This is a genomic window from Mucilaginibacter sp. PPCGB 2223, assembly GCF_001705515.1.
In the GTDB taxonomy this organism is placed as follows: domain Bacteria; phylum Bacteroidota; class Bacteroidia; order Sphingobacteriales; family Sphingobacteriaceae; genus Mucilaginibacter.
On sequence record NZ_MDJS01000003.1, the window covers coordinates 691,977 to 715,399 of the forward strand.

The following is a 23,423-nucleotide window of genomic DNA, read 5'->3' on the forward strand; positions in this document are numbered from 1 at the left end:
GCGATTGGAGCGGATACCGGCCCGTGACTAAGGCCTGCAGGAGTATGAGCGGAAAGCGCGGGCCGCAGGTAACGCCCAAATGAAATTGATAGAAATATAAACCGATAACTAATGATGCTATTTACAACGAGCAAAAACGAAAGCTTGCACAGCGTGAATATTGCACGCAGAAGATTTCTCCCTCTGGTCGAAATGACAATGGTGTTTTTGGGTTTATTGGTTAGCAATATATCTAGGGCTCAAACTACCGATTTCCATAACTGGGCGCCTACGCCGCCAATGGGCTGGAACAGCTGGGATTGTTTTGGGCCGACTGTGGTTGAAAGCGAAGTAAAAGCCAATGCCGATTACATGGCCAAAAACCTGAAAAAGTTTGGCTGGGAATATATTGTGGTGGATATCCGTTGGTATGTGGGGAACGATCATGCGCATGGCTATAACGAAAAAGACCCGGACTATGTGCTGGATGAATACGGGCGTTTTCAGCCGGCGGTAAACCGTTTTCCATCGGCCGCAGGTGGTAAGGGATTTAAGCCTTTGGCTGATTATATCCATAGCAAAGGGCTGAAATTCGGCATCCATATAATGCGTGGTATACCGGTTGAGGCGGTAAAACGCAACCTGCCGATATTGGGCAGCAAAGCTACAGCCAAAGATATTTACAGTACCGAAGGGCAATGCAAATGGCTGCACGATATGTATACCGTTGTTGGCGGACGGGATGGCGCGCAGGAATATTATAATTCGCTGTTTGCGTTGTATGCCAGCTGGGGGTTGGACTTTGTCAAGGTTGATGATCTTTCGCGCCCGTACCATACCGATGAAGTAAACATGATCCGGAAGGCGATCGATCTGACCGGAAGAAAGATCGTATTAAGCACTTCGCCGGGTGAAACACCGATCAATGCGGCTACAGAGGTACAGCAACATGCCAATATGTGGCGTACGGTTGACGATTTTTGGGATAACTGGAAGATGCTGAAGGAGCATTTTGATGTTTTTGAACGCTGGAACCAATACCGCATACCCGGTGGATGGCCTGACGGCGATATGCTGCCTTTGGGCAATATCGGCCTGCGCGCCGAGCGTGGCAACGCGCGTATGACCGCCTTTACGCACGATGAACAATATACGCTGATGACGCTGTGGTGCATCTTCCGCTCGCCGCTGATGTTTGGCGGCAACCTGCCCGATAATGACGAGTTTACGCTATCGCTGCTGAATAATAAGGAAGTGATGAACGTGCTGAAAAACAGTGCTAACAATAGGGAGCTTTTTCGTAACCAGCACGTTATTTGCTGGGTTGCCGATGACCCCAAAACCGGCGACAAATATGTAGCCCTGTTCAACCCGGCCGATGACCCGGAGCCTGTAACTGCGTCGGTTAAATTAAGCGAACTGGGTTTTAGCTCGGCTTGCAAGGTGAAGGATTTATGGAATAAAACCGACCTGGGCAAATTTACGGGCGAATTTGCGGTAAGCATTAATAAACATGGCGCGGGGCTGTATCGGGTGAGCGGGAAGTAGTGAATGGTGAGTGATGAGCGGTTGGCATGGCGTAGGGACACACCCCTAACCCCTCCCAAGAGGGGAATTTAACAGAAGTAAAAAGTAAACAGAAATAACAATGATAGATTTAAAAACACTTGAAGTTTGGTTTGTAACCGGCAGTCAGGATTTATATGGTGAGGAAACTTTAAGGCAGGTTGCCGAACATTCGCAACAGATAGCCAAAGCGTTCGATGCTTCGGCGCAGATACCGGTGCGCGTGGTATTTAAGCCGACCGTAAAATCGACCGAAGAAATTTATAAAACCCTGCAGGAAGCCAATACCACCAAAAACTGTATCGGCATCGTTGCCTGGATGCACACCTTTTCGCCGGCTAAGATGTGGATCAACGGTTTAAAGATATTACAAAAACCAATGCTGCACCTGCACACGCAGTTTAACAGCGATATCCCATGGCAAACCATCGATATGGACTTTATGAACCTGAACCAGAGCGCCCACGGCGACCGTGAGTTTGGTTTTATCATGAGCCGTATGCGTTTGAACCGCAAGGTGGTTGTCGGCCACTGGCAAAGCGCTGAGGTACTGGAGCAGATCGGTGCCTGGACCCGTGTTGCCGCTGGTTGGAACGACTGGCAGGGTGCGCGTTTTGTGCGCTTTGGCGATAATATGCGCTATGTTGCAGTTACCGATGGCGATAAGGTTGAGGCCGAGTTGAAATTCGGCTATTCGGTTAATACGCACGGTGTTGGCGACCTGGTGAAAGTGATCAACGCCATCAGCGATGCTGAGATTGATAAGCTAACCAAAGAGTACGAAGACATTTACGCCGTGGTACCGTCGCTTAAAAAAGGCGGCGATCAATACCAATCATTACGCGAAGCCGCTAAAATTGAGTTAGGCATACTGGCCTTTTTACAGGATGGCAATTACAAAGGCTATACCGATACTTTTGAAGACCTGCATGGCATGGCGCAACTGCCGGGTATTGCTTCGCAGCGATTGATGGGTAAAGGTTATGGCTTTGGCGGTGAGGGCGACTGGAAAACTGCTGCCCTGGTACGCGCCATGAAAGTGATGGGCAGCGGCCTAAAAGGCGGCAACTCGTTTATGGAAGATTATACCTACCACTTTAACCCGGCAAACCCGATGGTGCTGGGATCGCACATGCTCGAGATCTGTGAGTCGATAGCGATGGGCAAAGCTAATTGCGAGATACACCCGCTTGGCATCGGTGGTAAAGCCGACCCGGTGCGTTTGGTATTTAACGTAGCCGGCGGCCCGGCGCTTAACGCATCGATAGTGGATATGGGCAACCGTTTCCGCCTGCTGGTTAACGAGGTTGAAGCCGTAGCGCCACAGCACGAGCTACCAAAACTGCCTGTAGCCCGTGTGCTGTGGAAACCACTGCCCGATATGAAAACCGGCTGCGCGGCCTGGATACTGGCCGGCGGCGCGCACCATACCTGTTACAGCCAGAACCTGAGCAGCGAGCAACTGGTTGATTTTGCCGAAATGGCGAACATCGAGTGTGTATTGATCGACAAAGACACCAAGATACACCAGTTTAAAAATGAGCTGAGGTGGAGTGATGCTTCCTATAGATAGTCCGAAGCAGGAAGCTTGAACCAGCAAGTTTTTTAAGAACAAAGCCCTTTCGTTGGATGACGGAGGGGCTTTTGAATTTAATTTTGACTTTTAACTTTCCAAAATCGCTTTAATCTGTACCAAAATAGGGTTCCAGCCTTCGCCGTTGTTGTAGGTATCTTTATAGCGCTTTTCGCCATCGGCAGCGTTTTCAAAACCGCTTTGGGTTACAGTGAGAGTTGTTTGGCCGTCGGCCTCAGTCAAGGCGTACTCTACATCCAGATAATTTTCGGGGATATCGGGCATGCCCGAGTTTGGATCGATGACGGTATATACCAAGCGCTTGCCGGGTTCTATCGCAACTATATTGCCTTTAACCGGGATAAAGGGCTTGCCTTCATATTCCATCCGCCAAAGCAATGGGCTGCCCGGCTGCCAGTCGGAAACGGTTTCGCAGCCGAACATATATTTTTTGGTTTGCTCCGGGTTTACCAGTGCATCCCAAACTTTAGCGGCTGGGGCGTTGATGGTAACTACGCTTTTAACGATCATTGGCTGGCTCATAGGAAGCAAAAATAATTTTATTGAAAAACCGGTTCGTTTATTTATCTGCAAAGTACAAATAAACAAACCGGTTTTAAGTAATTGTTGTGCTTATTTTTTAAACGATACTTTAAAACCAGTTACCTGCCATGCAGGCAGATCGGCAGGTTTGGTAATGACGAGGGCATCGTCGGTTTGTTTCCAATCAAGCTTTTTTGTGCTGCCCAGCATAGTTACCGATGCGATAGCTTTATCGGCATATTTAGCGCTTTTGCCTAACGATTTGATGCTGATATCGCTTACCGGTGTTGCCATGCAGAAGGCATAAAGATCATTGCCTTTGGTTGTAAAACGAATATCGGTTGGCTGATATGCGCTCACATCGCTTAAGCCGCCAAAATGGCCTTTCTTCTGGTTTGCCTTGATGGTGGATGGGCCCTCGCCATAAATCTTCCAGGGGCGGGTACCGTAAATACCTTCGCCGTTAACCGGCGTCCAGTCGGCAATCTGTTGTACGATGTTCAACACATCAGGTTCGAGATCGCCCTCGGGTGTTTGAACGATGTTGATCAACAGGTTACCATTTTTGCTAACAATATCGACCAGCATTTGTATCACCTCGTTACCGGTACGGTATTTTTGACCGGTGCGGTAATACCAGTCGCCAATGGAGGTGTCGGTTTGCCACGGAAACGGACTGATAGAGTCTAACACGCCACGTTCTACATCCTGCGCCCATTTACCCGATGATGGCTCTTTACAGTTATATACCGCATCGAGTTTGCCGTTATGAAAAGCCATATTACCATTGTAAAAATTGGCCAGCATACTGCGGCCGATTTCGTCGAACGGCAGTTTGCTGTCGGAGTATAACAGGTCGGGGTGATAGGTATCTACCAGTTCTTTCACATCGGCATACCACTCTTTCATCCATTCGGGATTGGTTGTAAGCCAACCCTTATCGTCGGGCGCGGCTTTGGTATGGTAAAGGTCAGCATATTGCGGATCGTTGCCATCATAGGGCACACCTTTATACATGCCACCGGTATCGGCGCTGTGTGCGCTTTGATACCAGGTATAACTGGCGGCCAAATGCTCGGACACGCCGAATTTTAGCCCCTGATTTTTGGCGGCCTTTTGCCACAGGCCAACCACATCTTTATGCGGCCCCATTTTTACAGCGTTCCAGCGGTGAATTTTTGAGTCCCACAAAAAGAAATTGTCGTGATGGCTGCCCATGCTTACAAAGTATTTGGCGCCAGCCTTTTTGTATAAGGCCATCAGCTTTTCGGGATCCCATTTTTCGGCTTTCCACAATGGGATAATATCCTTGTAACCAAATTTGGATGGCGTACCATAATGCTCTACATGATATTTGTTTTGATGGCTGCCTTGTATATACAGGTTTTTAGCATACCAATCGCCCTGGCGCGGAACGGCTTGCGGCCCCCAATGAGCCCAGAAACCCAGTTTGGCATCGCGAAACCACCCGGGGTATTGATACTGCTTTAAAGATTCGTCGGTTGGTTTAAACTTGCCACTATTAATAGACAAAGGTTCTTGTGCCAGGGTGTTAATTGTAAATGCGACAATTAAACTACCGCACAGCAATACAGGCTTAAAAAGCGGGTGCTTCTTCATAATTGGTTAATAAATTTAAAATACTCCGGTTAGCTGGGGCAGATAACCCCGGTTTACAGAGAGGTTATCACAGATGCAATTTGGCAATAATTAATTATACCCCAACAGCTTAGTGGTTAACTGAATTGTTATAATAGTAAACTATCTTGGCAGTTTTATCAGGGTAACCGCCAATATGCGGTATCAATTGAGTAGTGTATCGAAGTAGGTACCGGTAAAGTCATCGGCAAAGTGCAACACATTAGGCAGCGCAGTAAATTCGTCTGCGTGATGGGTTGTGGTTAACACCACAGTTTTCATCCCGGCGTTTAAAGCAGCCTCGACCCCTTTGGGTACGTCTTCAAAAACCAGGCAATCGGCTGGGTTAACACCTAATTGTCCGGCAACTTTTAAATAGGTTTCGGGATGGGGTTTGCTTAGCACCACATCGTCGGCACTCACAATGGCTTTAAAATAATGACGGATATTGAGGTTATCGAGCACAAAATCGATATTGAAAGGGATAGCGGCCGAACCAATGGCCATCAAAATGCCTTTTTGATACGCGGCTTCTAAAAACTCGTGCAGTCCGGGCAGCAAAGCAAGTTCGTCGAAATATTCCTGCTGATAACGCTTTTCTTTTTCGAAGGACAGGGCGACCATCTCGTCCATGCTAAACCTTTCGGGGCCAAACATGCGCACCAATACCTCGGGGTTTTTACCGTACATCTGCTGCTTTACTTCGTCCCAGCTAAAGTTACCGCCAAGGTCGTTATTTAACAGGTGGCGCCAGGCACGGGTATGGTATTCCATATCGTTGATCATGGTGCCGTTCAGGTCGAATATAAAAGCTTTGTAAGGTGATGCCATGCCGCAAAAAACCGAAAAAGATTGGCTTATCGCAAGTAAAAGCCGGCAGATAAATGTCATAATTTGTATTTGTTATGTCGTCGAATTTGTATATTTAACTAATATTCACCCTTTTAACTTAAACCTTATTATGGACATTTCGAAACTCAACTGGGCCGCAATTATTGTGGCAACTTTGTCCGGCTTTATTATTGGCGGCCTATGGTACTCAAAGATATTATTCGGCGCCACCTGGATGCGCGAAACTGGTATCACCGAAGAACAGGCAAAGCAGGGCAATAAAGGCAAGCTCTTCGGCCTGGCATTTTTATGGACATTAGTAATGGCCTTTAACCTGGCCATGTTTTTAAACGATGCAAAAACAACTGCTTCGTGGGGAGCTACCGCAGGTTTTTTAGCAGGCTTTGGCTGGGTTGCCATGGGCTTGTTTATTACCGGCCTGTTTGAGAAGCGATCGACCGCTTATATGTTGATCAACGCCGGCTATCTTACCGTTGCCCTTACGGTGATGGGACTGATTATCGGTGCCTGGAGATAATAAAAAAGGAGCTATTTTAACAGATAGCCCCTTTTTGTTGTTAAGCATTTATTGAGGATTATGCCTCGTCAGGCACAAATTTCATTGATAACGAATTAACGCAGTGGCGGGTGTTTTTAGGTGTGAACCTTTCTCCCTCAAAAACGTGGCCCAGGTGCGCGCCGCAATTGGCGCAAACAATTTCTACACGGCGGCCATCGGCATCTAAAACACGTTTTACAGCACCGGGTATTTCGTCGTCAAAACTTGGCCAGCCGCAATGCGAGTCGAACTTATCGGCCGAACGATATAAGGGCGAATTACAGCGGCGGCACTCGTAAACACCGGGCAGCTTGTTATTGGTGTATTCGCCGGTAAAGGGGCGCTCGGTACCTTTATGTACAATTACGTATTCTTCTTCGGGGGTTAATTTATTATATTCCATTTTTAATGATTACTCCGATTTTTTGATTTGATTTCACTGATTAGTAAAGCGGTTTGATGTTTAAATATACGACAAATTGCGGGCCACGATTTGTTTGGCAGGCGCTTGTTTACATGTGGTTGACGGAAATTAATCAGATCCGCAACCACCACAGGATGAACCACCGCAGCTTGAACCGCCACCACAATTTGAGCCACAAGACGAGCCTGAACCAGATGTGTCTGTAGTAAAAAAGGTGTTGTTATCTACATAAGTTGTTAATGGTGCGAACGACCATACAAAAACTGCACTGCCCAATAAAAAATACTGCCAGTCCCAGGTATCATATTCCGGATCGGTTGGTGTTATACCATCCTTATAGAAAGCCGGTATCTTGTAAGTAGTGATTATGGTAGTGAGGCGATAAAGGTACCCGATTGCGATCAATGCAAAAACCACTAAAAAACCAATTATAATAGTAACCGGCTTTTCGCGCAGGATGCCAGTTGCCAATCGCACCAGCCCCAGTAAAAGCACTACGTACAGGATTGCAAAATTCAGATCGAAAATACGGATGAGCTGCTCAGAGTTGCGGATATGTGCTTTGAGCGCATCCATTGAGCGTACTGTTTTATTAAACGCGGGCTTAAGCTTCAACAGATTTACCAGCGCGGGATAGCTGATGCCGGGGTTGGCAGCAACAGCTTGTGCGGCGCAAAACATTGCCGGGTTATTGATGTTTGCAACATCATCAGTTATCAGTTTTTCATCTGAAGTAATCCTAATGTTTTTATTGGCGACAAGATTGTTTACAACACCATGAATAACGGGCGTGATACCATTGCTTTTGAGATAAACAAGTTCGAGCGGTGCCAGGTTAAATACAAAGCTGTTTTGAGGCCATTGTTTAATAATTTTACTCACCCTGCCTGAGTTATAAACCTCAAGGCTAATAATGGAGATTAGAAAGACACCAGAATAGCCTTCAATAAAATAGGGGTTATCTATCCGGATATACAAGGGCTGCAACAGGTAATAGGCAACAGCAAACAGCGGAATCAGCAGGCCAAATGCGATACCGATTCTTTTTTCGATTGTTGACTTTGCCCGGTTCATGCTTAACGGGGCGTAAATATCCTCAGCATTCCATATTTCGGCAGGTTGCACACCAAAGTTCTCCTTGTAAAGTTTTTCAGTTCGGCTTTTAGCACGATCAAATAAAGCAAAGTCGCTTTTAGTGTGTGTAGAAGGTATATGTGCGATCCTTTTTCCTAATACCGTGCAAAAAGCATCATACGATTGTGTAAATATCAGGTGCTGATGCCACACGATATCCACTATAACCGATGGTGAAACCATCTCATCGGATATAGCGGCAAGGTACATGAATTTTTTATATTCGACTATAGCCTTTGCGGCGAAGTTGGCCGGCCAATAGTTCTCGTTTTCGAGACGTGTGGAAAAACCGTATTCGCTCAACGGTTCGTCGAGGTTAAATTTGAATACGGCTTCCCATAATTGTGATTCCATTAATTTGATGATATATCCGTATAAATATATTTTTTTAGCCCGAAACAAAAAAATCCCGACCATCCGGCCGGGATCTCTCATTAAAGTATTTAGGTTTCGAATTACATTTTATAGAAAAACATGTCCTTGACGATCTTGCCATCCTTCACCTCATACACGCATATTTCGCTCATTTGTGTACGGCCGTGCTGTTTGTAGGTAACATCCATATCCATCGCGCATGAAAAATAATTGCCCCCGACTACCGGATCGGACACCTGGGCGCTATGCACCTCTTCTACCGATGCGTACCACTCGTTATTTTTAGCGATAACGGCTTCCTTGCCCGTAACAGCCTGCCCGCCGTTAACCATAGGCTCAGTGCTTTCGATGTTATCGGCGTAAAGGTCTTCAATGGCCTCCATAAACTTGCCTTCGCGGCAATGTTGAACCAGTTTGTTTGCTACTTCCTGCGTACTCATGATCTTTTGATTTATTGGTTTGTATTATAAAGTTAACCAATTAACTGTTAAGCAATCAATAACTGGCTATTAAATTTGGTCCGTCGTATTGTTTTTTGGCGAAACTCTTTGGGTATATCAAACTAAAAAAATTGGCAGCCGGATTAACGATCGTATTAATTGATTTGAAAATACTTATATTTGATTAAAACGCAGTCAATGGATATTCAGGCAGAAAAACTTCATTTAATTAAATGGTTGGCAGATATCAATGAGCCTTCTGTTATCAAACGTTTTTTAGATCTGAAAAAAGCGGAAGAAACGGATTGGTGGGATACGCTTAGCGCTGACGAAAAAGCCGATATAGAAGAAGGGCTAAAACAAGCCGATGCCGGAGAACTGATCCCTCATGATGAGGCTATGTCAAAATATGACAAATGGCGTTCGAAATAGCCTGGTCGCCTAAAGCTATTGAGGGTTATAACGCTATTATAACCTATCTTGAAGAAAACTGGACCGAACGGGAGATCAGAAATTTCGTTAAGGAATCTGACGAGGTTTTCGCATTGTTGAAAGAACATCCTGAAATGTTTCAGAAATCTACACGTTACAAAACCATATAACGTGGTTTACTTAACAGATTGACCATCGTTACTTATCGCGTTCAACCACGAAAGAAACAAATTCAACTCTTAAATATCAGGGGAACACGCCAAAAGCCACGGGTCTAAAACAAAAATCCCAGCCTCACAGCCAGGATTTCTCATATCTAAATACTAAATACTCAGTACTAATTACTTTTTCAATTTTGCAATCTCCTCTGCCATAGCAGCACCGATATCGGCAGGCGATTGTACCACGCGGATACCGCACTCGGCCATGATCTTCATCTTGGCAGCAGCAGTATCATCGGCACCGCCAACAATTGCACCGGCGTGGCCCATACGGCGGCCTGCAGGAGCAGTTTGACCGGCAATGAAACCTACTACCGGTTTAGTACCGTTAGCTTTTATCCAGCGGGCGGCCTCGGCTTCCATACCGCCGCCAATTTCGCCTATCATAATAATACCGTGGGTATCAGGGTCGTTCATCAGCAGTTCAACAGCTTCTTTGGTTGGCGTGCCGATGATCGGGTCGCCACCGATACCGATAGCGGTAGTGATACCCAAACCAGCTTTTACTACCTGGTCAACCGCTTCGTAAGTTAAGGTACCCGATTTTGAAACCACACCTACATTACCTTTTTTGAAGATAAAGCCTGGCATGATACCAATTTTAGCTTCATCGGCAGTGATGATACCCGGGCAGTTAGGGCCAATCAGGCGGCAATCACGGTCGCTGATGTATTCTTTCACCAAAACCATATCCTTTGTAGGGATACCTTCAGTAATACAAACAATCACTTTAATACCAGCTTCCGCAGCTTCCATAATGGCATCGGCAGCAAACGCAGGCGGAACGAAGATGATCGATACATCGGCACCTGTCTTATCAACCGCATCTTTAACAGTATTGAAAACCGGGCGGTCCAGGTGGCTTTGGCCGCCTTTGCCTGGTGTAACGCCACCCACAACCTGGGTTCCGTATTCTATCATCTGCGATGCATGGTAAGTGCCTTCGTTACCTGTAAAACCTTGTACTATAACTTTAGAATCTTTGTTTACTAAAACACTCATGGTTTGGATTTTTGTTGCGCAAATCTAATCTTATTGACTATAATGTCAAAACTTCACCCTATCTAATTACATTAAAAAACAAAATGTAGCAGTATTATTGCGTAAGGTCAGGGTCGGTCAGCGCGAAGCCTGTATCGGTCTCTTTCTTTTTGTAGATGGCTATGGGCTCCACGGTTACGATCACCTCTAAAGTTGGCCATACCGTCGCCTGGAAAAGGTGCCCGCCACGCACTGTGCCATCGCTTTGGCTCACGCTCATGTGCACATGTACTACCGGCTTGCTGTTAAACAAGGTAATGTTGCCGATGAACGATACTGTTTCGGCCTGGCCCTTAACGGGGATGATATGATACATCTGCTTTTCCCTGTCGTAACAACCGATCCGTGTGGAACTCATAGCCCCCAGCCCGGTAAACGAGGCAAAGGTGATGTTGTTCTTTTCGGCAAATTCGGTGAGGCCCGAAAGTACGTCATCGCCGCGCTGCATCACAACCAAATACGTTTTGTGTCCGCGGCCGGTTTCATTTAATAGTTTAAACCTCATACCTGGTGCGGCATTTGGCGTCACTACTTGCCCGGGTTTAACGTATTCGTCCTGCGCCGAGGCGGTGATGGTAATTAGGGAAACAAAAATAGCGAAGAGTGAGTTTTTGAGCATAGGTAAGGTAATGAGGCGCTAAAATAACAAATTTTCGGGTTGATATGCTTACCGACCTGGTCGCGCTCTTTATCGTATCTGCTGCGTTGCCGAACCGGCGAAGTAGCCAGCATTAGTCAAAATATTCCGCTATTAGTTATCAATTTGCAACGCTTCTACCGCCACCGGCGTAAATTCCTTTTCACTCTTAGCAATCACCACCGCTGCAATCCCATTGCCGATCATATTGGTTATAGCCCGCGCTTCGGACATAAACCTGTCTACACCCAGCAATATCGCCATGCCTTCAACAGGGATCATTTGGGTAGCGGTTAAGGTTGATGCCAGTACGATAAAACCGCCGCCGGTTATCGCAGCTGCGCCTTTTGAGGTAAGCATCAGGATACCGATGAGTGTCAGTTCCTGCGTGAGCGACAGAGGTATCTGGTACACCTGGGCCAGGAATATCACTGCCATTGACATGTAGATCGTCGTGCCATCCAGGTTAAAGGAATAACCGGTAGGGATAACCAAACCAACAACCGACTTGGAGCAGCCGAATTGCTCCATCTTTTCCATCATGCGTGGCAGCACTGATTCGGATGAGGACGTACCCAAAACTACCAGTATCTCTTCGCGGATGAATTTGAGGTATCGCCACAGGCTGAACTTATACAACCGGCAAATGATATTAAGCACCACAAAAACGAACAGGAACATGGTGAGGTAAACCGAGCCCATTAGCGCTCCCAAAGGTTTCAATGTTTTGATGCCGAAAGTGCCCACGGTAAAAGCCATCCCGCCAAAAGCGCCGATGGGGGCCAGCTTCATCACCACCTTCATGATATTGAAAAATACTTTGGATAGTTTATCGAACGTGCCGATCAATGATTCGCCTGCTTTGCCCATGTGACTCAAACCATAACCAAACAACACGGCAAAGAACAGGATCTGCAGAATATCACCTTTGGCAAAAGCCTCGAAAATGTTTTTGGGTACGATGTGGGTAAAAAAGTCGACCCAGTTCATCTCTGCGGCTTGTTTTTGGTAATCGGCAATTTTGGAAACGTCGAGGGTTTTATGGATAAAGCCTTCGCCGGGTTTTAACAGGTCGGCAACAACAATTCCTATCACCAGGGCAAACGTGGTTACTATCTCGAAGTACAGCAAAGCCTTGCCGCCTACCCTGCCCACTTTTTTAATATCGCCCATACCGGCTATACCCAACACTATGGTGAGGAAGATGATGGGTGCGATGAGCATTTGTATAAGGCTTACAAACGTGGTGCTGATGACCTTTGCCGATGGCGCGAACGCCGGGAAAAATACGCCCACCAGCACACCTAACAATATCGCGATAAGTACCTGGAAAGTTAAGTTGGAGATTATTTTGTTCATCCGATCAGTTCATTGGTTCATTGGTTCATTAGTTCATTTGTGTATAACACATATCACTATATCGTTTCCTAAGATATTGAAAAACTAACGAATAGAGAAGACCAGTGAACTGATGAACCAATGAACTAATCGCGTGCTATGCCTGCCGAATTAAATTGCAGATCGTAGAGTTTGCGGTAGTAACCGCCCTCAATACGAAGCAACTCCTGGTGGGTGCCGGTTTCTTTAATTTCACCGTGGTCGAGTACGATGATCCGATCGGCATTTTGGATGGTGGAGAGGCGGTGCGCAATTACTATCGCCGTACGGCCTTCCATTAATTTGTAGATGGCGTTCTGGATCAGTATCTCGGTTTCGGTATCTACAGATGAGGTGGCTTCGTCTAACACTAAGATCTTCGGATCATAAACCAGCGCACGGATAAACGAAATAAGCTGCGCCTGCCCTGATGAAAGCGTTGCACCACGCTCCATCACATTATAATCATAACCGCCGGGCAAACGTTCAATAAATTCGTGCGCACCAACCTCTTTTGCTGCCTCGATCACTCTTTCGCGGGTGATGGCCGGGTTGTTCAAACTGATGTTATTGGCTATGGTATCCGAAAACAAAAACACATCCTGTATCACGGTAGCGATTTTTGAGCGCAGGAAATTGATATCGTAATCGCGTATATCCACCCCATCTATTTTCGCGATGCCTTTGCTGATCTCATAAAAACGGTTGAGGATATTAATGGTCGACGATTTACCGGCACCTGTAGCGCCTACCAGGGCCAGGGTCTCGCCGGGTTTAACGTGGAAGGAAATATCTTTCAGTACCCAGTTCTCGTCGTTATAGGCAAACCAAACATCTTTGAATTCGATTTCGCCATCCATGTTCTCCGGATGCAGGTGGCCGGTATTGGCCACCACTTCGTCGGTATCTAAAACTTTAAAGATGCGATCGGCGCCCACCATGCCCATTTGCAAGGTATTGAATTTATCAGCCAACTGGCGTATCGGGCGGAACAACAAGTTGAGCAGTGTGATAAAGGCCAGGATAACACCCGGTGTTACGCCCCGCTTGTTTGCCGATATGGCTACCAGTTCCTGGTCGGTCAATATCCGTTTGGCGCCATACCAAACCAGCAAGCCCAGCGCCAGGGCCGAAAATATCTCGACAACCGGGAAGAAGATAGAGTAATACCAGTTGGAGCGGATGTTGGCATCGCGGTATTTGGTGTTCACGTTCACAAACTTGCGGTATTCCTGATCTTCGCGGGCGAAGTATTGGATGATGCTGATACCCGAGATATGCTCCTGCAAAAAAGTATTGAGCTGTGCTACCTGGGTACGCACTTCCTGGAAAGATGATTTGATGGCTTCCTTAAAGATATAGGTAGCGGCTATCAAAAAAGGCATCGGTATCAGGGTGATGAGCGCCAGTTTCCAATCCACAAACAGCATATAGGCGATGATGGCTACTACCAGTAAAAGATCGCCGATGATGGAGATCAGGCCTTCGGAAAAGATATCGGCGATGGTTTCGAGGTCGCTAACGGTACGGGTAATCAACATCCCGATAGGCGTACGGTCGAAATATTTTAAGCGCAGGCTGGTGATATGGTTAAAAATATCGATACGCAGGTCGCGGATAACCGACTGGCCCAGGGCGTTAGTCATGAAGGTTTGGTAATACTGTGCCGCGGTTTGGATGATCAATACCACGATCATGGCGATAGACATATATACCAGCCCGGGGTAATTACCGGGCAGGATATAATCGTCCAGCGTTTTTTGGATGAGGATAGGCTGCACTAAAGCCACAGCCGCTAAAAACACCGTGAGGAAAGCCGCCACCACAAAGGTTTTGTTATAGGGTTTTACGTAGTGCATTACGCGCCCCAGTAATTTCCAGTCTAACGCTTTGCCTGTTATACCCCCCCCGCCCCCTGAAGGGGAGGCCTTTGAATTGCTATCTTTTTTGTCGTCGCTCACTGCAGCAAAGTTAAATATTATTTAGGATGAGTTCCCCCTTTAGGGGGTTAGGGGGTATGGATATTTTACCTCAGTTAAATACAGCCCGCAGGCCGGTACCGATGTGCCTGCATTGGACCGATTTTTACTTTCAATAATTTCGCGCACATCTTCGGGTGTTATTTCGCCGTTGCCAACCATCATGAGTGTGCCTACTATCGCCCGCACCATGTTGCGCAAAAAACGATCGGCCGAGATATGGAAGATCAGTTTACCATCCTGCTCCAGCCATTCGGCGCGGCTTATTTTGCAATTGTTGGTTTTTACCTGCGTGTGCGATTTGCTAAAACAACTAAAATCGGTATATTCCATGATGATCTTCGCTGCCTGTTTCATCAAATCCACATCGGGTTTGTGACGAAGCATCCATGAAAAATTGTTCAAAAACGGATTTTTTTCGAAATGGATATGATATTCGTACGAACGTTGCGTTGCATCAAAACGGGCGTGCGCGTCGGGGTGAACGGGGACCAAACGTTTAGCCGCGATATCGTGTGGAAGCAGGGCGTTGATGCTGCGCAATTTTTGTCCATAGTCCATAGTCGCTAGTCCATGGCTCTCTTCGTTGTTTTGTTTCTCTATGGCCCATGGTCTATGGTCTATGGTCTCTTCTTCTACATCAAAATGCGCAAACAACTGCCGGGCGTGCACGCCTGTATCGGTGCGGCCGGCGCCGGTGGTTTCGATCGGGGTGCGGAATACCGTGCTTAAAGCCTTATCCACCAACTCCTGTACCCCTACCGCGTTGGGCTGACTTTGCCAGCCGTGGTAACGGGTACCATCATAAGCCAGCTCGATAAAATAACGTTGATTTTGAGGCACGCGCAAAGTTAACCAAAGCTGTAATAATTGCTTAAACAAATTATCTTTGCCCTATCAATATACAACAATCATGATCCAAAGAATACAAAGCATATTTTTCCTGTTCGCCAGCCTGGCTTTACTGGCACTTTTCCTTTTCCCGCTGGTGCACGGCATTAACGTGGATGGCGTGGCCGAGAATATCAAGATAGACGGTGTTTACCAGATCATCAACGGGCAGCCGGCACGCACGGTATCTTTCCTGATGTTGACCATTATTACCGTAATACTGGCTATTGTACCGCTCGTTGCCATCTTTATGTACAGCAACCGCAGGCTGCAGCTGGCCCTGGCCTACAGCAGTATCCTGGCCATTATCGGCCTGAGCTTTTGGATGAGCCAAACCGTACAGGGCGTTTTACACGGCGCAACCCTGCGTACAGATAATTATGGTATCGGGATGTTGCTTTCATCAATCAGCATCGTTTTCCTGCTCGGCGCTGCGCGTAATATTAAAAAGGACGAGAAATTGGTGAAGAGCGCGGATAGGCTGAGGTAAGGTTAAAAGTTAAAATTCAAAAGTCAAAAAGCCTTTGAACATCCCGCGTTAGCGATTGCAGCGGATACCGGCCTGTGGCTAAGGCCGGTGCAGTATGAGCGTAAAGCGCGGGCCGCAGGCAACGCCCTACATAGAATTAAGATTAACTGGAACAAAGAGTAAGGAACAAGGATAAAAGACCTTTTCTTGGTTATTCTTCATCTTTGCTCTTTGTTCCTTGCTCCTTAATCCGCTATACCAAAATGCTTTTATTTCAATTAGTTACCGCACCGTTGCTTTTGCAATTAAATAAGCGTACCTTTGCGGCATATTTGGCAATGTAGCCAAGTACGTTTTTTAAAATATTCATGAACCCATTTATTGAACTGGGAATCCGTCATGATATTGTTAATGCCATCGCTGAATTAGGATTCGAAAATCCTACGCCCATTCAGCAGCAAGCCATACCGGCTTTATTGTCAGGCAGCAACGATTTTGTCGGATTAGCCCAAACAGGGACCGGAAAGACCGCTGCCTTCGGATTGCCACTACTGGAACTGCTTGATTTCGAAGAAAATCATCCGCAAGCACTTATTCTGTGCCCTACCCGCGAGCTGTGTTTACAGATCGCCAACGACCTTAAAAATTACGCCAAAAATATGCCCAACGTACACGTTGTGGCCGTTTATGGCGGCGCCAGCATTTCTGATCAGTTACGCCAGATCAAGCGCGGTGTGCAAATTGTTGTTGCTACACCCGGCCGTATGCTGGATATCATCAACCGCAAAGCCATCAACTTTAGCGAGGTGCAGTTTGTGGTGTTAGACGAAGCCGACGAAATGTTGAACATGGGCTTCCAGGAAGATATTGACAACATCCTGTCGACCACGCCCGAAGACAAAAAAACATGGCTCTTCTCGGCCACCATGCCGAGCGAGGTACGCCGCATCGCCAAAAAATACATGACCGACCCTTTTGAGTTGACCATGGGCGAAAAAAATACCGGCAACGTTAACATCGAGCACGAATACTATATCGTTCGTGCCCGCGATAAATACGCTGCTTTTAAACGCATCGTCGATTTTAACCCGGAGATTTTTGGCATCGTGTTTTGCCGTACCAAGATCGAAACCCAGGAAATTGCCGAGGCTTTGATCAAAGACGGTTACAATGCCGACTCGCTGCACGGCGACCTGAGCCAGCAACAACGCGATAAGGTAATGAAACGTTACCGCGAACGTAGCCTGCAGCTGTTAATTGCTACCGACGTTGCCGCCCGCGGTATCGACGTGAACGATGTTACCCACGTCATCAACTACTCGCTGCCCGACGAGATCGAGAACTACACCCACCGTAGCGGCCGTACGGCCCGTGCGGGTAAAACCGGTGTTTCGATAGCGATCATCAACTCTAAAGAGCTGGGCAAGATCCGCCAGATTGAGCGCGTGATCGGTAAAAAGTTTATAAAAGCTGAAATACCAACCGGTTTTGACGTTTGCGAAAAACAATTGTTCGCCATTGTACACAAAGTACACAACGTTACCGTGAACGAACAGCAGATTGAGCAATACCTGCCACGCATTTACGACGAGTTTAAGGAGCTGAGCAAGGAAGAAGTGATCAAACGTTTTGCCTCGATCGAGTTTAACAGCTTTTTAGAGTACTATAAGAACGCGCCCGACCTGAACGCGCCTGCCGACGACCGTTTTGCCCGCGAACGCGATGGCGAGCGCAGCGGCGATAAATATCCGCGCAGCGGCGGCCGTTCGGAGTATGCCCGCTTGTTTATCAACTTAGGCTCGGTTGACGACCTGAACCGCGGCGACCTGCTCAACTACATTTGCAACACCGCCAAAATAAGCGGCCGTATTGTGGGTAAGATCGACGTAAAAGGCGTGTACTCGTTCTTCGAGGTACCGCACGAGGACAGCGAAAAGGTGATGAAAGGCTTCGGCGGGGCTGAGTTTAACGGCCGCCCGGTACGTGTTGAAGTGGCCGGCGAAGGCACCAGCGAGCGCCGCGAAGGTGGCAACCGCGACTTTAAACGCCGCGACGGTGGGAGCTATGGCAGTGGTCGTCGCGAAGGCGGATACGGTGGTGGCAACCGCGAAGGTGGCTATAACCGCGATCGCCGTGATGGCGGTAACTCTGGCGGCGGCTTCCGCGACTTTAGCGGCAAACGCCGCGAGGACCGCAGCAGCGGTGGCCGCAGAAGATTTTAAGTGTTAATATTTTAGTTTGATTGATAGAGCCCTGCGGAGAGATTCGCGGGGCTTTTTTTGTTATATTAGACTATGAAACTTAAGCCGCTTTTCATGATATTCATAATTGCAGCACTTATAACTGCCTGTGCAAATAGCCCATATGCTGATCGTTTAATATCTCAAAAACCTGAGTTAAAAGATGCCGACGGGCCTTACAAATTTGAACGGCAAACAATACGCGAATCGGAACTCCCCGATGTAGACACAAAAGATTCCTTTATATTTCTTAAGGCCGACGGGACATATCAGGTGAGTAAGGTGCCATACTGGGGCAGTTCGTCGGATCCGGACACAACCCCGGTATCTGCCACCGGCAAATGGGCCATCGACAGCGTAGGAACAGTGATAAACTTTTGGGGGCACGAAAAAATGTATTGGGGAATAGTGCTAAAACCTATACCACGCGGCTTCCCGGATGATATCGGATTTATGGGTCGTGCCCCATCATACCAATTACTACTCAATTATGACGACCGTGACCTGGATGAGGTAATGATATTCACGAAAAAATGAACACAAAAAATCCGGGCATGTGCCCGGATTTCCAAACCAATTTCATTAGTTAATAGCTGTCGATCCTTTTTAATAAATCCTGGTAAATAAACCCGCGCCATTGCCGCTGCCGCCGCTGCCGGTCGTGGTGATATGGCCGGTATTGCCGTTACCGTCGTAACCCCAGGCCAGGTTGTTGGTGGCGGTACAATTGGTTACGGTATGCGGTACGCTCTGGCCCGCGCTGCCCAGTTTAAAACCGTTGCCGTCGCCCGCGCTGCCAAAACCGTTATTGCTCGAGGTACAGTTGGTTATGGTTACAGTATAGGGCTGGCCGTACAGGTCCCACCCGTCGTCGCTGTTGTGGTGGGCGGTGCAATGGTCGAACCGGTTGTTTGCTCCGCCCGAAAGTTTGCAGGTAAAACCGTCGGCGTTTTCGCCGCCGGTTGAGGCATCGTAGTTTTCGCTCGAGGTACAATAGGTAATGTTATCGTCGTGGCCGCCATTGTATATCTGGATACCGGTATCGCCATTAGCGGTCGAGGTGATATTATAGGCATAATTGTAACCACCGGTTTGGAAAACGATGCCGCAGCTCGGCGCATTTTTGATGGTGATGTTGGTGATGTTCCAGTAGCTGCCGTTAACCTTAACGCCCCAACTGCCCGACGGCATACCCGAGCAGTTAAGCGTGCCGCCGGTAAGGTTGATCTTGGAGCTTGACGTACCGCTGGCCAATAGCTGTAAGGTGCTTGTGAGGTTAATGGTACCACTAATGGTGATGATGTCGCCTGCTTTGGCATTGGCTACGGCAGTTTTTAATGCCGATTCTGTCGTAACCGTGATTGAGGTCATGGGCGAAAGCGCGAGCGGGTCGTGCTGATCGTTTACTACAGCATCAGGCGTTTGATTTGAGGCTGATGAGCCGCTTTCTTTTTTACATGCCGATACACTTACAGCAAGTAAAATTACTGTTAATAGTTTTCTCATAAGATGTAGTTGTAAGGTTGAAATAAAATTGGTTCGGGACAATTTTAGCTAATAATTATTTGATTAAAAGCACATTTACTCATAAAAAAATATGCAATCGTTGCCGGGAACGTTGCCGGGCTATTTTATGATATTAAAAATATACACGTATCAATATTTCAATATCTTATCAATTTAAATACACTAAGGTAAAAAATTATCGTGTATTGAAATAAAAAACAGGCCCTAACGAGCAAAAATGCAGATCAACACAAAGGAGTCATTACGTTCGGAAAAGCGAATCAAGACCGGCTAAAAAAATTCGGGAAAAAACCGGCATTTACCGCGAGAACTCCATCAGCGAAGAGTCGGGGTACATGAGTTTCAGCTGGTGATCGTCGAGCTTAACCACCACAAACCTGCTGTAAGGCTGGTTGCCCTGAAAGGAAGTAAAAATGGTATCGTCTTTTATAAAATAGTCTTCGGGCACGGGCGAATCATTGTTCATGGTGAATTGCTTGCCGGTGATCTTTAACACAGTTTCACCGTCCTTCGATTTCCATTCGCCCTTTAACATTTTGGCTTTAGCCGGTCCGCCGCACGAGGCCATCAGCAATACTACTGCAGTGGCTATATGGATCAATATCAGCGCTAAAGTTTTCATTGCGTAGTGTAGTAGCCCGGCCTTGTGCCGGGCTTTATTTTTTTGACTGTTATTTTATGACGTTGGTTTATTACGCAGGGCAGATTTTTTAATATATACCTTGCCGCCTTTGCTGTTCACATAATAGCAACGGTCGTGTTTGTTGATATAAATAGTTGCGCCGTTGGGGCCCTGTTTGCCCGAGTAAACCTTGTCGACCACTGCCGACTCGGCCTTTACCGCTGCTTTGGCAGTTGCATGCGCGGCCTTGGTTGTGCCTTTTTTTACTTTAGTTGAGAATTTGGAGGTGTCCTGCGGCACTGCGGCCAAAGCGCCTAAAGCAATAAGCGACAGGCCTGATATTAATGCACCTTTTACTATATTTTTCATAACCTTAACATTTAAGTTTTAGTATCCGGGCGATACTAACTCAAATGTTCGGCCAAATGCTGCATCTCGAGAACAGGAGGGTGTTTTTTGTATAAAATTGCATAAACTGCGCTGCAGATGGGCATATTTACCTTGTATATTTTATTAACCTGATGTAGGCAATTTACTGCATAATATCCTTCGGCAACCATGTTCATCTCCAGCTGCGCCGACCGTACGGTATAGCCCTTCCCAATCATATTGCCGAATGTGCGGTTACGGCTGAACTGCGAATAAGCGGTTACGAGCAGATCGCCCAGGTAGGCCGACTCATTAATATCACGGTCGATCGGGTGCACTGCATCTACAAAGTTCTTGATCTCGCGGATGGCGTTCGATATCAATACCGACTGGAAGTTATCACCATAGCCTACGCCATGGCAGATACCGCTGGCAATGGCATATACATTCTTCAAAACGGCGGCATATTCGGTACCGTAAATATCGTCGGAAACGTTGGTTTTAATGTAGCGGGTTTGCAGCATGCCGGCAAAGCAGGCAGCCAGTTCGTTATCGCGGGAAGCTACCGTAAGATAGGATAGTTTTTCGAGCGCAACCTCCTCGGCGTGGCAGGGACCACTTAATACCACAATGTTCTCTAACGGCACATGGTACACCTGGTTCAAAAAATCGCCAATGATCATGTTCTCATCGGGCACGATACCTTTAATGGCCGATATAATCTTTTTTCCTTGCAGATCAGCAGGTGTGATATCCTGCAGTGCGTCCTTTAAAAAAGCAGCTGGTACGTTCAACAGGATAAGATCGGCTTTGGCTATGAGGCTTTTCAGATCGGTCGAGATATGCTGCGCGGGCACTTTGATCTCGACGGAGCTCAAATAATGCGGATTGTGTTTGTATTTCTGCAGGTATTCAACCGCCTCGGCGTTGCGCATCCACCAGTATATTTCTTTTTCGACCGGGTTATCGGTCAGCATTTTAATATTGGCCGTGGCCCAGCTTCCCCCGCCTACTACCGTGATCTTTTTTACGCCTTGAATATCCATGAAAATAAATTGTCCTGCCTATAGCGCTTGGTTTACGCTACCGGCAGGACAAAATAAATAATTATTATGAAGATATCAGCTATTTCTTGCTGTCATCCGATGTAAACAGTTTCGATTTATCAACTTTTTCGACCAAATCCTTATCCTTCAGTGTTTTTGATATTGCCGAATACGGGCCCGAAACTACTTCCTCCCCCCCGTTCAAACCGGACAATACCTGGATGTAAGTATCGTTTTGGATGCCGGTAGTAACCAGCACCTGTTTTACTTTGCCGCCCTGATACACAAAAACATACTCTTTCACCGCATCGTTGATCTTTGTTTTGGTATTGTCGTCGTCGGTTTTAGGCTTGGTGGCGTCGACCTTTTTATCCTCGCGGGTTGTTACCGATTGTATCGGCACCGACAGCGCTACGGTATGATTGGTCTGGATATCTGTTGTAGCAGATAACCCCGGTTTAAAAGGCGATGCATTCTTTGCATCCTTTTTCATCAGCAACGCATACGATTCGGGCAGTAAACGTACCTTCACAGTAAAGTTGGTCACCTGGTCGGCATTGGTACCCACTACGTTTGCCGAGCTGCCTATTTCGCGCACAACGCCCATAAATTTTTTACCCAAAAAGGCATCTACCTGTATGTTGGCCGAGTCGCCTATAGCAACGCGGTTAATATCGTTCTCGTTCACATCCACGTTAACATCCAAAGTGCTCAGGTCACTGATGGTCATGATCTCGGTACCCACGTTTTGTACGGTACCTAAAACGCGCTCACCCTTCTCGACAGACAGTTTCGAAACCACACCATCAACAGGCGAGTAGATATCGGTTTTAGCCAGGTTATCTGAAGCTTCCTTTACGGATGCCTGCGATTGTGCCAGGCCGTAATTTGAGCCCACCACATTTTGGTGCGCAGCCTCAAGCGCTGCTTTGCTCGACTGGTAATCGGCCACAGCGGCATCAAACTCTGCTGCCGAAAGCACTTTTTTATCATACAGTTCTTTGCTGCGTTTGTATTTGGCTTCGCTGTTGGCAAAGTTGGCTTTGGCCTGCTCGTACATTTGTGCGGCATTGCCTACGCTGGCTTTTTGGGTGTTGTAGGATGCTACGGCCCTGTCGTACCCCGATTTTAAAATATCAGGGCGTACGCGGCAAAGCAACTGGCCCTTTTTTACCACGTCGCCTTCTTTGATCGGCAGTTCAACAATCTCGCCCGATACTTCGGAGCTGATCTTTACTTCGATCTCGGGCTTGATCTTACCGCTGGCTGATACCGTTTCGACGATATTGCGTTTTTCGGCTTTTTCGACGGCGACCTGCGGCAGGGCGGGTTTGCCAATAATACCGGCAGATTTTAAAACGATCAGCAGGACAACGGCAACGCCCAGTACGATCAGGATTAATTTAGTAGTCTTTCCCATGATTCTTTTTATTTCGGATGTCGGATTTGCGATTTCGGATTTATGTTGATTTCAGTTCTTTTTTCTTTCGGTCTTTCCGACTTTCAGACT

The 23,423-nt window shown here is 47.1% G+C and carries 24 protein-coding genes; 8 read left to right on the forward strand and 16 right to left on the reverse strand.

Going from position 1 to position 23,423, the window contains the following annotated elements; translation table 11 throughout:
* Positions 1-111: 111 nt before the first annotated feature.
* Together BEL04_RS17820 and araA are read left to right on the forward strand one after the other, a co-directional pair.
* A complete protein-coding gene (locus tag BEL04_RS17820; protein ID WP_217493650.1) occupies positions 112-1,527 on the forward strand; it encodes a glycoside hydrolase family 27 protein in 1,416 nt (471 codons plus the stop codon).
* 100 nt (positions 1,528-1,627) lie between these two features.
* On the forward strand, positions 1,628-3,118 hold the full coding sequence (gene araA, locus BEL04_RS17825) for an L-arabinose isomerase (RefSeq protein WP_066006130.1): 1,491 nt from the start codon (positions 1,628-1,630) through the stop codon (positions 3,116-3,118).
* A 90-nt stretch (positions 3,119-3,208) separates the two neighbouring features.
* Here the strand turns inward: araA and BEL04_RS17830 are convergent, their stop codons facing one another.
* From BEL04_RS17830 to BEL04_RS17840, 3 genes are all read right to left on the reverse strand, one after another.
* Entirely contained in the window at positions 3,209-3,661 is a 453-nt protein-coding gene (locus BEL04_RS17830) for an SRPBCC domain-containing protein (RefSeq protein WP_066006131.1), read from the reverse strand.
* Positions 3,662-3,751: 90 nt separating this feature from the next.
* Entirely contained in the window at positions 3,752-5,281 is a 1,530-nt protein-coding gene (locus BEL04_RS17835; RefSeq protein WP_066006132.1) for an alpha-L-fucosidase, read from the reverse strand.
* A 183-nt stretch (positions 5,282-5,464) separates the two neighbouring features.
* Positions 5,465-6,130 carry an HAD family phosphatase gene (locus BEL04_RS17840; protein WP_066006133.1) on the reverse strand — a complete coding sequence of 222 codons (666 nt, stop codon included), beginning with the start codon at positions 6,128-6,130 and terminating at the stop codon, positions 5,465-5,467.
* A 130-nt stretch (positions 6,131-6,260) separates the two neighbouring features.
* Between BEL04_RS17840 and BEL04_RS17845 the strand changes: the two genes are divergently transcribed.
* A complete protein-coding gene (locus BEL04_RS17845; protein ID WP_066006261.1) occupies positions 6,261-6,668 on the forward strand; it encodes a DUF1761 domain-containing protein in 408 nt (135 codons plus the stop codon).
* Positions 6,669-6,726: 58 nt separating this feature from the next.
* On the opposite strand, the gene BEL04_RS17850 is transcribed toward BEL04_RS17845, so the two are convergent.
* The 3 genes from BEL04_RS17850 to BEL04_RS17860 all read right to left on the reverse strand — a co-directional run bounded on the left by BEL04_RS17850 (position 6,727) and on the right by BEL04_RS17860 (position 9,062).
* Entirely contained in the window at positions 6,727-7,092 is a 366-nt protein-coding gene (locus BEL04_RS17850; RefSeq protein ID WP_066006134.1) for a methionine-R-sulfoxide reductase, read from the reverse strand.
* Between the two features lie 129 nt (positions 7,093-7,221).
* Positions 7,222-8,601, reverse strand: a complete 1,380-nt coding sequence (locus BEL04_RS17855; RefSeq protein WP_139113092.1) for a hypothetical protein — start codon at positions 8,599-8,601, stop codon at positions 7,222-7,224.
* A gap of 101 nt (positions 8,602-8,702) precedes the next feature.
* A complete protein-coding gene (locus BEL04_RS17860) occupies positions 8,703-9,062 on the reverse strand; it encodes a nuclear transport factor 2 family protein (RefSeq protein WP_066006136.1) in 360 nt (119 codons plus the stop codon).
* Between the two features lie 198 nt (positions 9,063-9,260).
* Here BEL04_RS17860 and BEL04_RS17865 point away from each other — a divergent pair, with 198 nt between their 5' ends.
* Positions 9,261-9,494, forward strand: coding sequence for a hypothetical protein (locus BEL04_RS17865; RefSeq protein WP_066006137.1), 234 nt, complete (start codon positions 9,261-9,263; stop codon positions 9,492-9,494).
* Positions 9,479-9,664, forward strand: a complete 186-nt coding sequence (locus tag BEL04_RS17870; protein WP_066006138.1) for a type II toxin-antitoxin system RelE/ParE family toxin — start codon at positions 9,479-9,481, stop codon at positions 9,662-9,664. Before BEL04_RS17865 ends, BEL04_RS17870 begins: the two co-directional genes overlap by 16 nt.
* A 171-nt stretch (positions 9,665-9,835) precedes the next feature.
* Here the strand turns inward: BEL04_RS17870 and sucD are convergent, their stop codons facing one another.
* The 5 genes from sucD to truA form a co-directional block, all read right to left on the reverse strand.
* Positions 9,836-10,717: a succinate--CoA ligase subunit alpha gene (gene sucD / locus BEL04_RS17875; protein WP_066006139.1), complete on the reverse strand. Its 882-nt coding sequence runs from the start codon at positions 10,715-10,717 to the stop codon at positions 9,836-9,838.
* Between the two features lie 94 nt (positions 10,718-10,811).
* The gene (locus BEL04_RS17880) at positions 10,812-11,375 is read right to left on the reverse strand and encodes a PPC domain-containing DNA-binding protein (protein WP_083227980.1); all 564 of its coding nucleotides are present in this window, start codon (positions 11,373-11,375) and stop codon (positions 10,812-10,814) included.
* Between the two features lie 132 nt (positions 11,376-11,507).
* The gene (locus BEL04_RS17885) at positions 11,508-12,752 is read right to left on the reverse strand and encodes a dicarboxylate/amino acid:cation symporter (protein WP_066006140.1); all 1,245 of its coding nucleotides are present in this window, start codon (positions 12,750-12,752) and stop codon (positions 11,508-11,510) included.
* Between the two features lie 125 nt (positions 12,753-12,877).
* Positions 12,878-14,629, reverse strand: a complete 1,752-nt coding sequence (locus BEL04_RS17890; RefSeq protein WP_066006263.1) for an ABC transporter ATP-binding protein — start codon at positions 14,627-14,629, stop codon at positions 12,878-12,880.
* A gap of 141 nt (positions 14,630-14,770) precedes the next feature.
* Positions 14,771-15,592 carry a tRNA pseudouridine(38-40) synthase TruA gene (gene truA / locus BEL04_RS17895; protein WP_066006264.1) on the reverse strand — a complete coding sequence of 274 codons (822 nt, stop codon included), beginning with the start codon at positions 15,590-15,592 and terminating at the stop codon, positions 14,771-14,773.
* Between the two features lie 70 nt (positions 15,593-15,662).
* Here truA and BEL04_RS17900 point away from each other — a divergent pair, with 70 nt between their 5' ends.
* From BEL04_RS17900 to BEL04_RS17910, 3 genes are all read left to right on the forward strand, one after another.
* Positions 15,663-16,130, forward strand: coding sequence for a DUF4293 domain-containing protein (locus BEL04_RS17900; RefSeq protein ID WP_066006141.1), 468 nt, complete (start codon positions 15,663-15,665; stop codon positions 16,128-16,130).
* 347 nt (positions 16,131-16,477) lie between these two features.
* Positions 16,478-18,331, forward strand: coding sequence for a DEAD/DEAH box helicase (locus tag BEL04_RS17905; RefSeq protein WP_066006142.1), 1,854 nt, complete (start codon positions 16,478-16,480; stop codon positions 18,329-18,331).
* A gap of 93 nt (positions 18,332-18,424) precedes the next feature.
* Complete coding sequence (locus BEL04_RS17910; protein WP_139113093.1) at positions 18,425-18,886, forward strand: hypothetical protein; 462 nt, start codon at positions 18,425-18,427, stop codon at positions 18,884-18,886.
* Between the two features lie 69 nt (positions 18,887-18,955).
* Here the strand turns inward: BEL04_RS17910 and BEL04_RS17915 are convergent, their stop codons facing one another.
* From BEL04_RS17915 to BEL04_RS17935, 5 genes are all read right to left on the reverse strand, one after another.
* Entirely contained in the window at positions 18,956-19,855 is a 900-nt protein-coding gene (locus BEL04_RS17915; RefSeq protein WP_066006144.1) for a right-handed parallel beta-helix repeat-containing protein, read from the reverse strand.
* Between the two features lie 319 nt (positions 19,856-20,174).
* Complete coding sequence (locus BEL04_RS17920; RefSeq protein ID WP_066006145.1) at positions 20,175-20,498, reverse strand: hypothetical protein; 324 nt, start codon at positions 20,496-20,498, stop codon at positions 20,175-20,177.
* Between the two features lie 54 nt (positions 20,499-20,552).
* Entirely contained in the window at positions 20,553-20,867 is a 315-nt protein-coding gene (locus BEL04_RS17925) for a hypothetical protein (RefSeq protein ID WP_066006146.1), read from the reverse strand.
* A 35-nt stretch (positions 20,868-20,902) separates the two neighbouring features.
* Entirely contained in the window at positions 20,903-21,913 is a 1,011-nt protein-coding gene (locus BEL04_RS17930) for an NAD(P)H-dependent glycerol-3-phosphate dehydrogenase (protein ID WP_066006147.1), read from the reverse strand.
* Positions 21,914-21,992: 79 nt separating this feature from the next.
* The gene (locus tag BEL04_RS17935) at positions 21,993-23,333 is read right to left on the reverse strand and encodes an efflux RND transporter periplasmic adaptor subunit (RefSeq protein ID WP_066006148.1); all 1,341 of its coding nucleotides are present in this window, start codon (positions 23,331-23,333) and stop codon (positions 21,993-21,995) included.
* Positions 23,334-23,423 lie beyond the last annotated feature (90 nt).

Bases quoted from the DNA above. Each gene is read 5' to 3' on its own strand.
- BEL04_RS17845 (WP_066006261.1), top strand. From the start codon at position 6,261: ATGGACATTTCGAAACTCAACTGGGCCGCAATTATTGTGGCAACTTTG.
- sucD (WP_066006139.1), bottom strand. From the start codon at position 10,717: ATGAGTGTTTTAGTAAACAAAGATTCTAAAGTTATAGTACAAGGTTTT.
- BEL04_RS17855 (WP_139113092.1), bottom strand. From the start codon at position 8,601: ATGGAATCACAATTATGGGAAGCCGTATTCAAATTTAACCTCGACGAA.
- BEL04_RS17930 (WP_066006147.1), bottom strand. From the start codon at position 21,913: ATGGATATTCAAGGCGTAAAAAAGATCACGGTAGTAGGCGGGGGAAGC.
- BEL04_RS17885 (WP_066006140.1), bottom strand. From the start codon at position 12,752: ATGAACAAAATAATCTCCAACTTAACTTTCCAGGTACTTATCGCGATA.
- BEL04_RS17820 (WP_217493650.1), top strand. From the start codon at position 112: ATGATGCTATTTACAACGAGCAAAAACGAAAGCTTGCACAGCGTGAAT.
- araA (WP_066006130.1), top strand. From the start codon at position 1,628: ATGATAGATTTAAAAACACTTGAAGTTTGGTTTGTAACCGGCAGTCAG.
- BEL04_RS17910 (WP_139113093.1), top strand. From the start codon at position 18,425: ATGATATTCATAATTGCAGCACTTATAACTGCCTGTGCAAATAGCCCA.
- BEL04_RS17835 (WP_066006132.1), bottom strand. From the start codon at position 5,281: ATGAAGAAGCACCCGCTTTTTAAGCCTGTATTGCTGTGCGGTAGTTTA.
- BEL04_RS17870 (WP_066006138.1), top strand. From the start codon at position 9,479: ATGGCGTTCGAAATAGCCTGGTCGCCTAAAGCTATTGAGGGTTATAAC.
- BEL04_RS17915 (WP_066006144.1), bottom strand. From the start codon at position 19,855: ATGAGAAAACTATTAACAGTAATTTTACTTGCTGTAAGTGTATCGGCA.
- BEL04_RS17830 (WP_066006131.1), bottom strand. From the start codon at position 3,661: ATGAGCCAGCCAATGATCGTTAAAAGCGTAGTTACCATCAACGCCCCA.
- BEL04_RS17865 (WP_066006137.1), top strand. From the start codon at position 9,261: ATGGATATTCAGGCAGAAAAACTTCATTTAATTAAATGGTTGGCAGAT.
- BEL04_RS17920 (WP_066006145.1), bottom strand. From the start codon at position 20,498: ATGAAAACTTTAGCGCTGATATTGATCCATATAGCCACTGCAGTAGTA.
- BEL04_RS17935 (WP_066006148.1), bottom strand. From the start codon at position 23,333: ATGGGAAAGACTACTAAATTAATCCTGATCGTACTGGGCGTTGCCGTT.
- BEL04_RS17840 (WP_066006133.1), bottom strand. From the start codon at position 6,130: ATGGCATCACCTTACAAAGCTTTTATATTCGACCTGAACGGCACCATG.
- BEL04_RS17890 (WP_066006263.1), bottom strand. From the start codon at position 14,629: ATGCACTACGTAAAACCCTATAACAAAACCTTTGTGGTGGCGGCTTTC.
- BEL04_RS17860 (WP_066006136.1), bottom strand. From the start codon at position 9,062: ATGAGTACGCAGGAAGTAGCAAACAAACTGGTTCAACATTGCCGCGAA.
- BEL04_RS17905 (WP_066006142.1), top strand. From the start codon at position 16,478: ATGAACCCATTTATTGAACTGGGAATCCGTCATGATATTGTTAATGCC.
- BEL04_RS17880 (WP_083227980.1), bottom strand. From the start codon at position 11,375: ATGCTCAAAAACTCACTCTTCGCTATTTTTGTTTCCCTAATTACCATC.
- BEL04_RS17850 (WP_066006134.1), bottom strand. From the start codon at position 7,092: ATGGAATATAATAAATTAACCCCCGAAGAAGAATACGTAATTGTACAT.
- BEL04_RS17900 (WP_066006141.1), top strand. From the start codon at position 15,663: ATGATCCAAAGAATACAAAGCATATTTTTCCTGTTCGCCAGCCTGGCT.
- BEL04_RS17925 (WP_066006146.1), bottom strand. From the start codon at position 20,867: ATGAAAAATATAGTAAAAGGTGCATTAATATCAGGCCTGTCGCTTATT.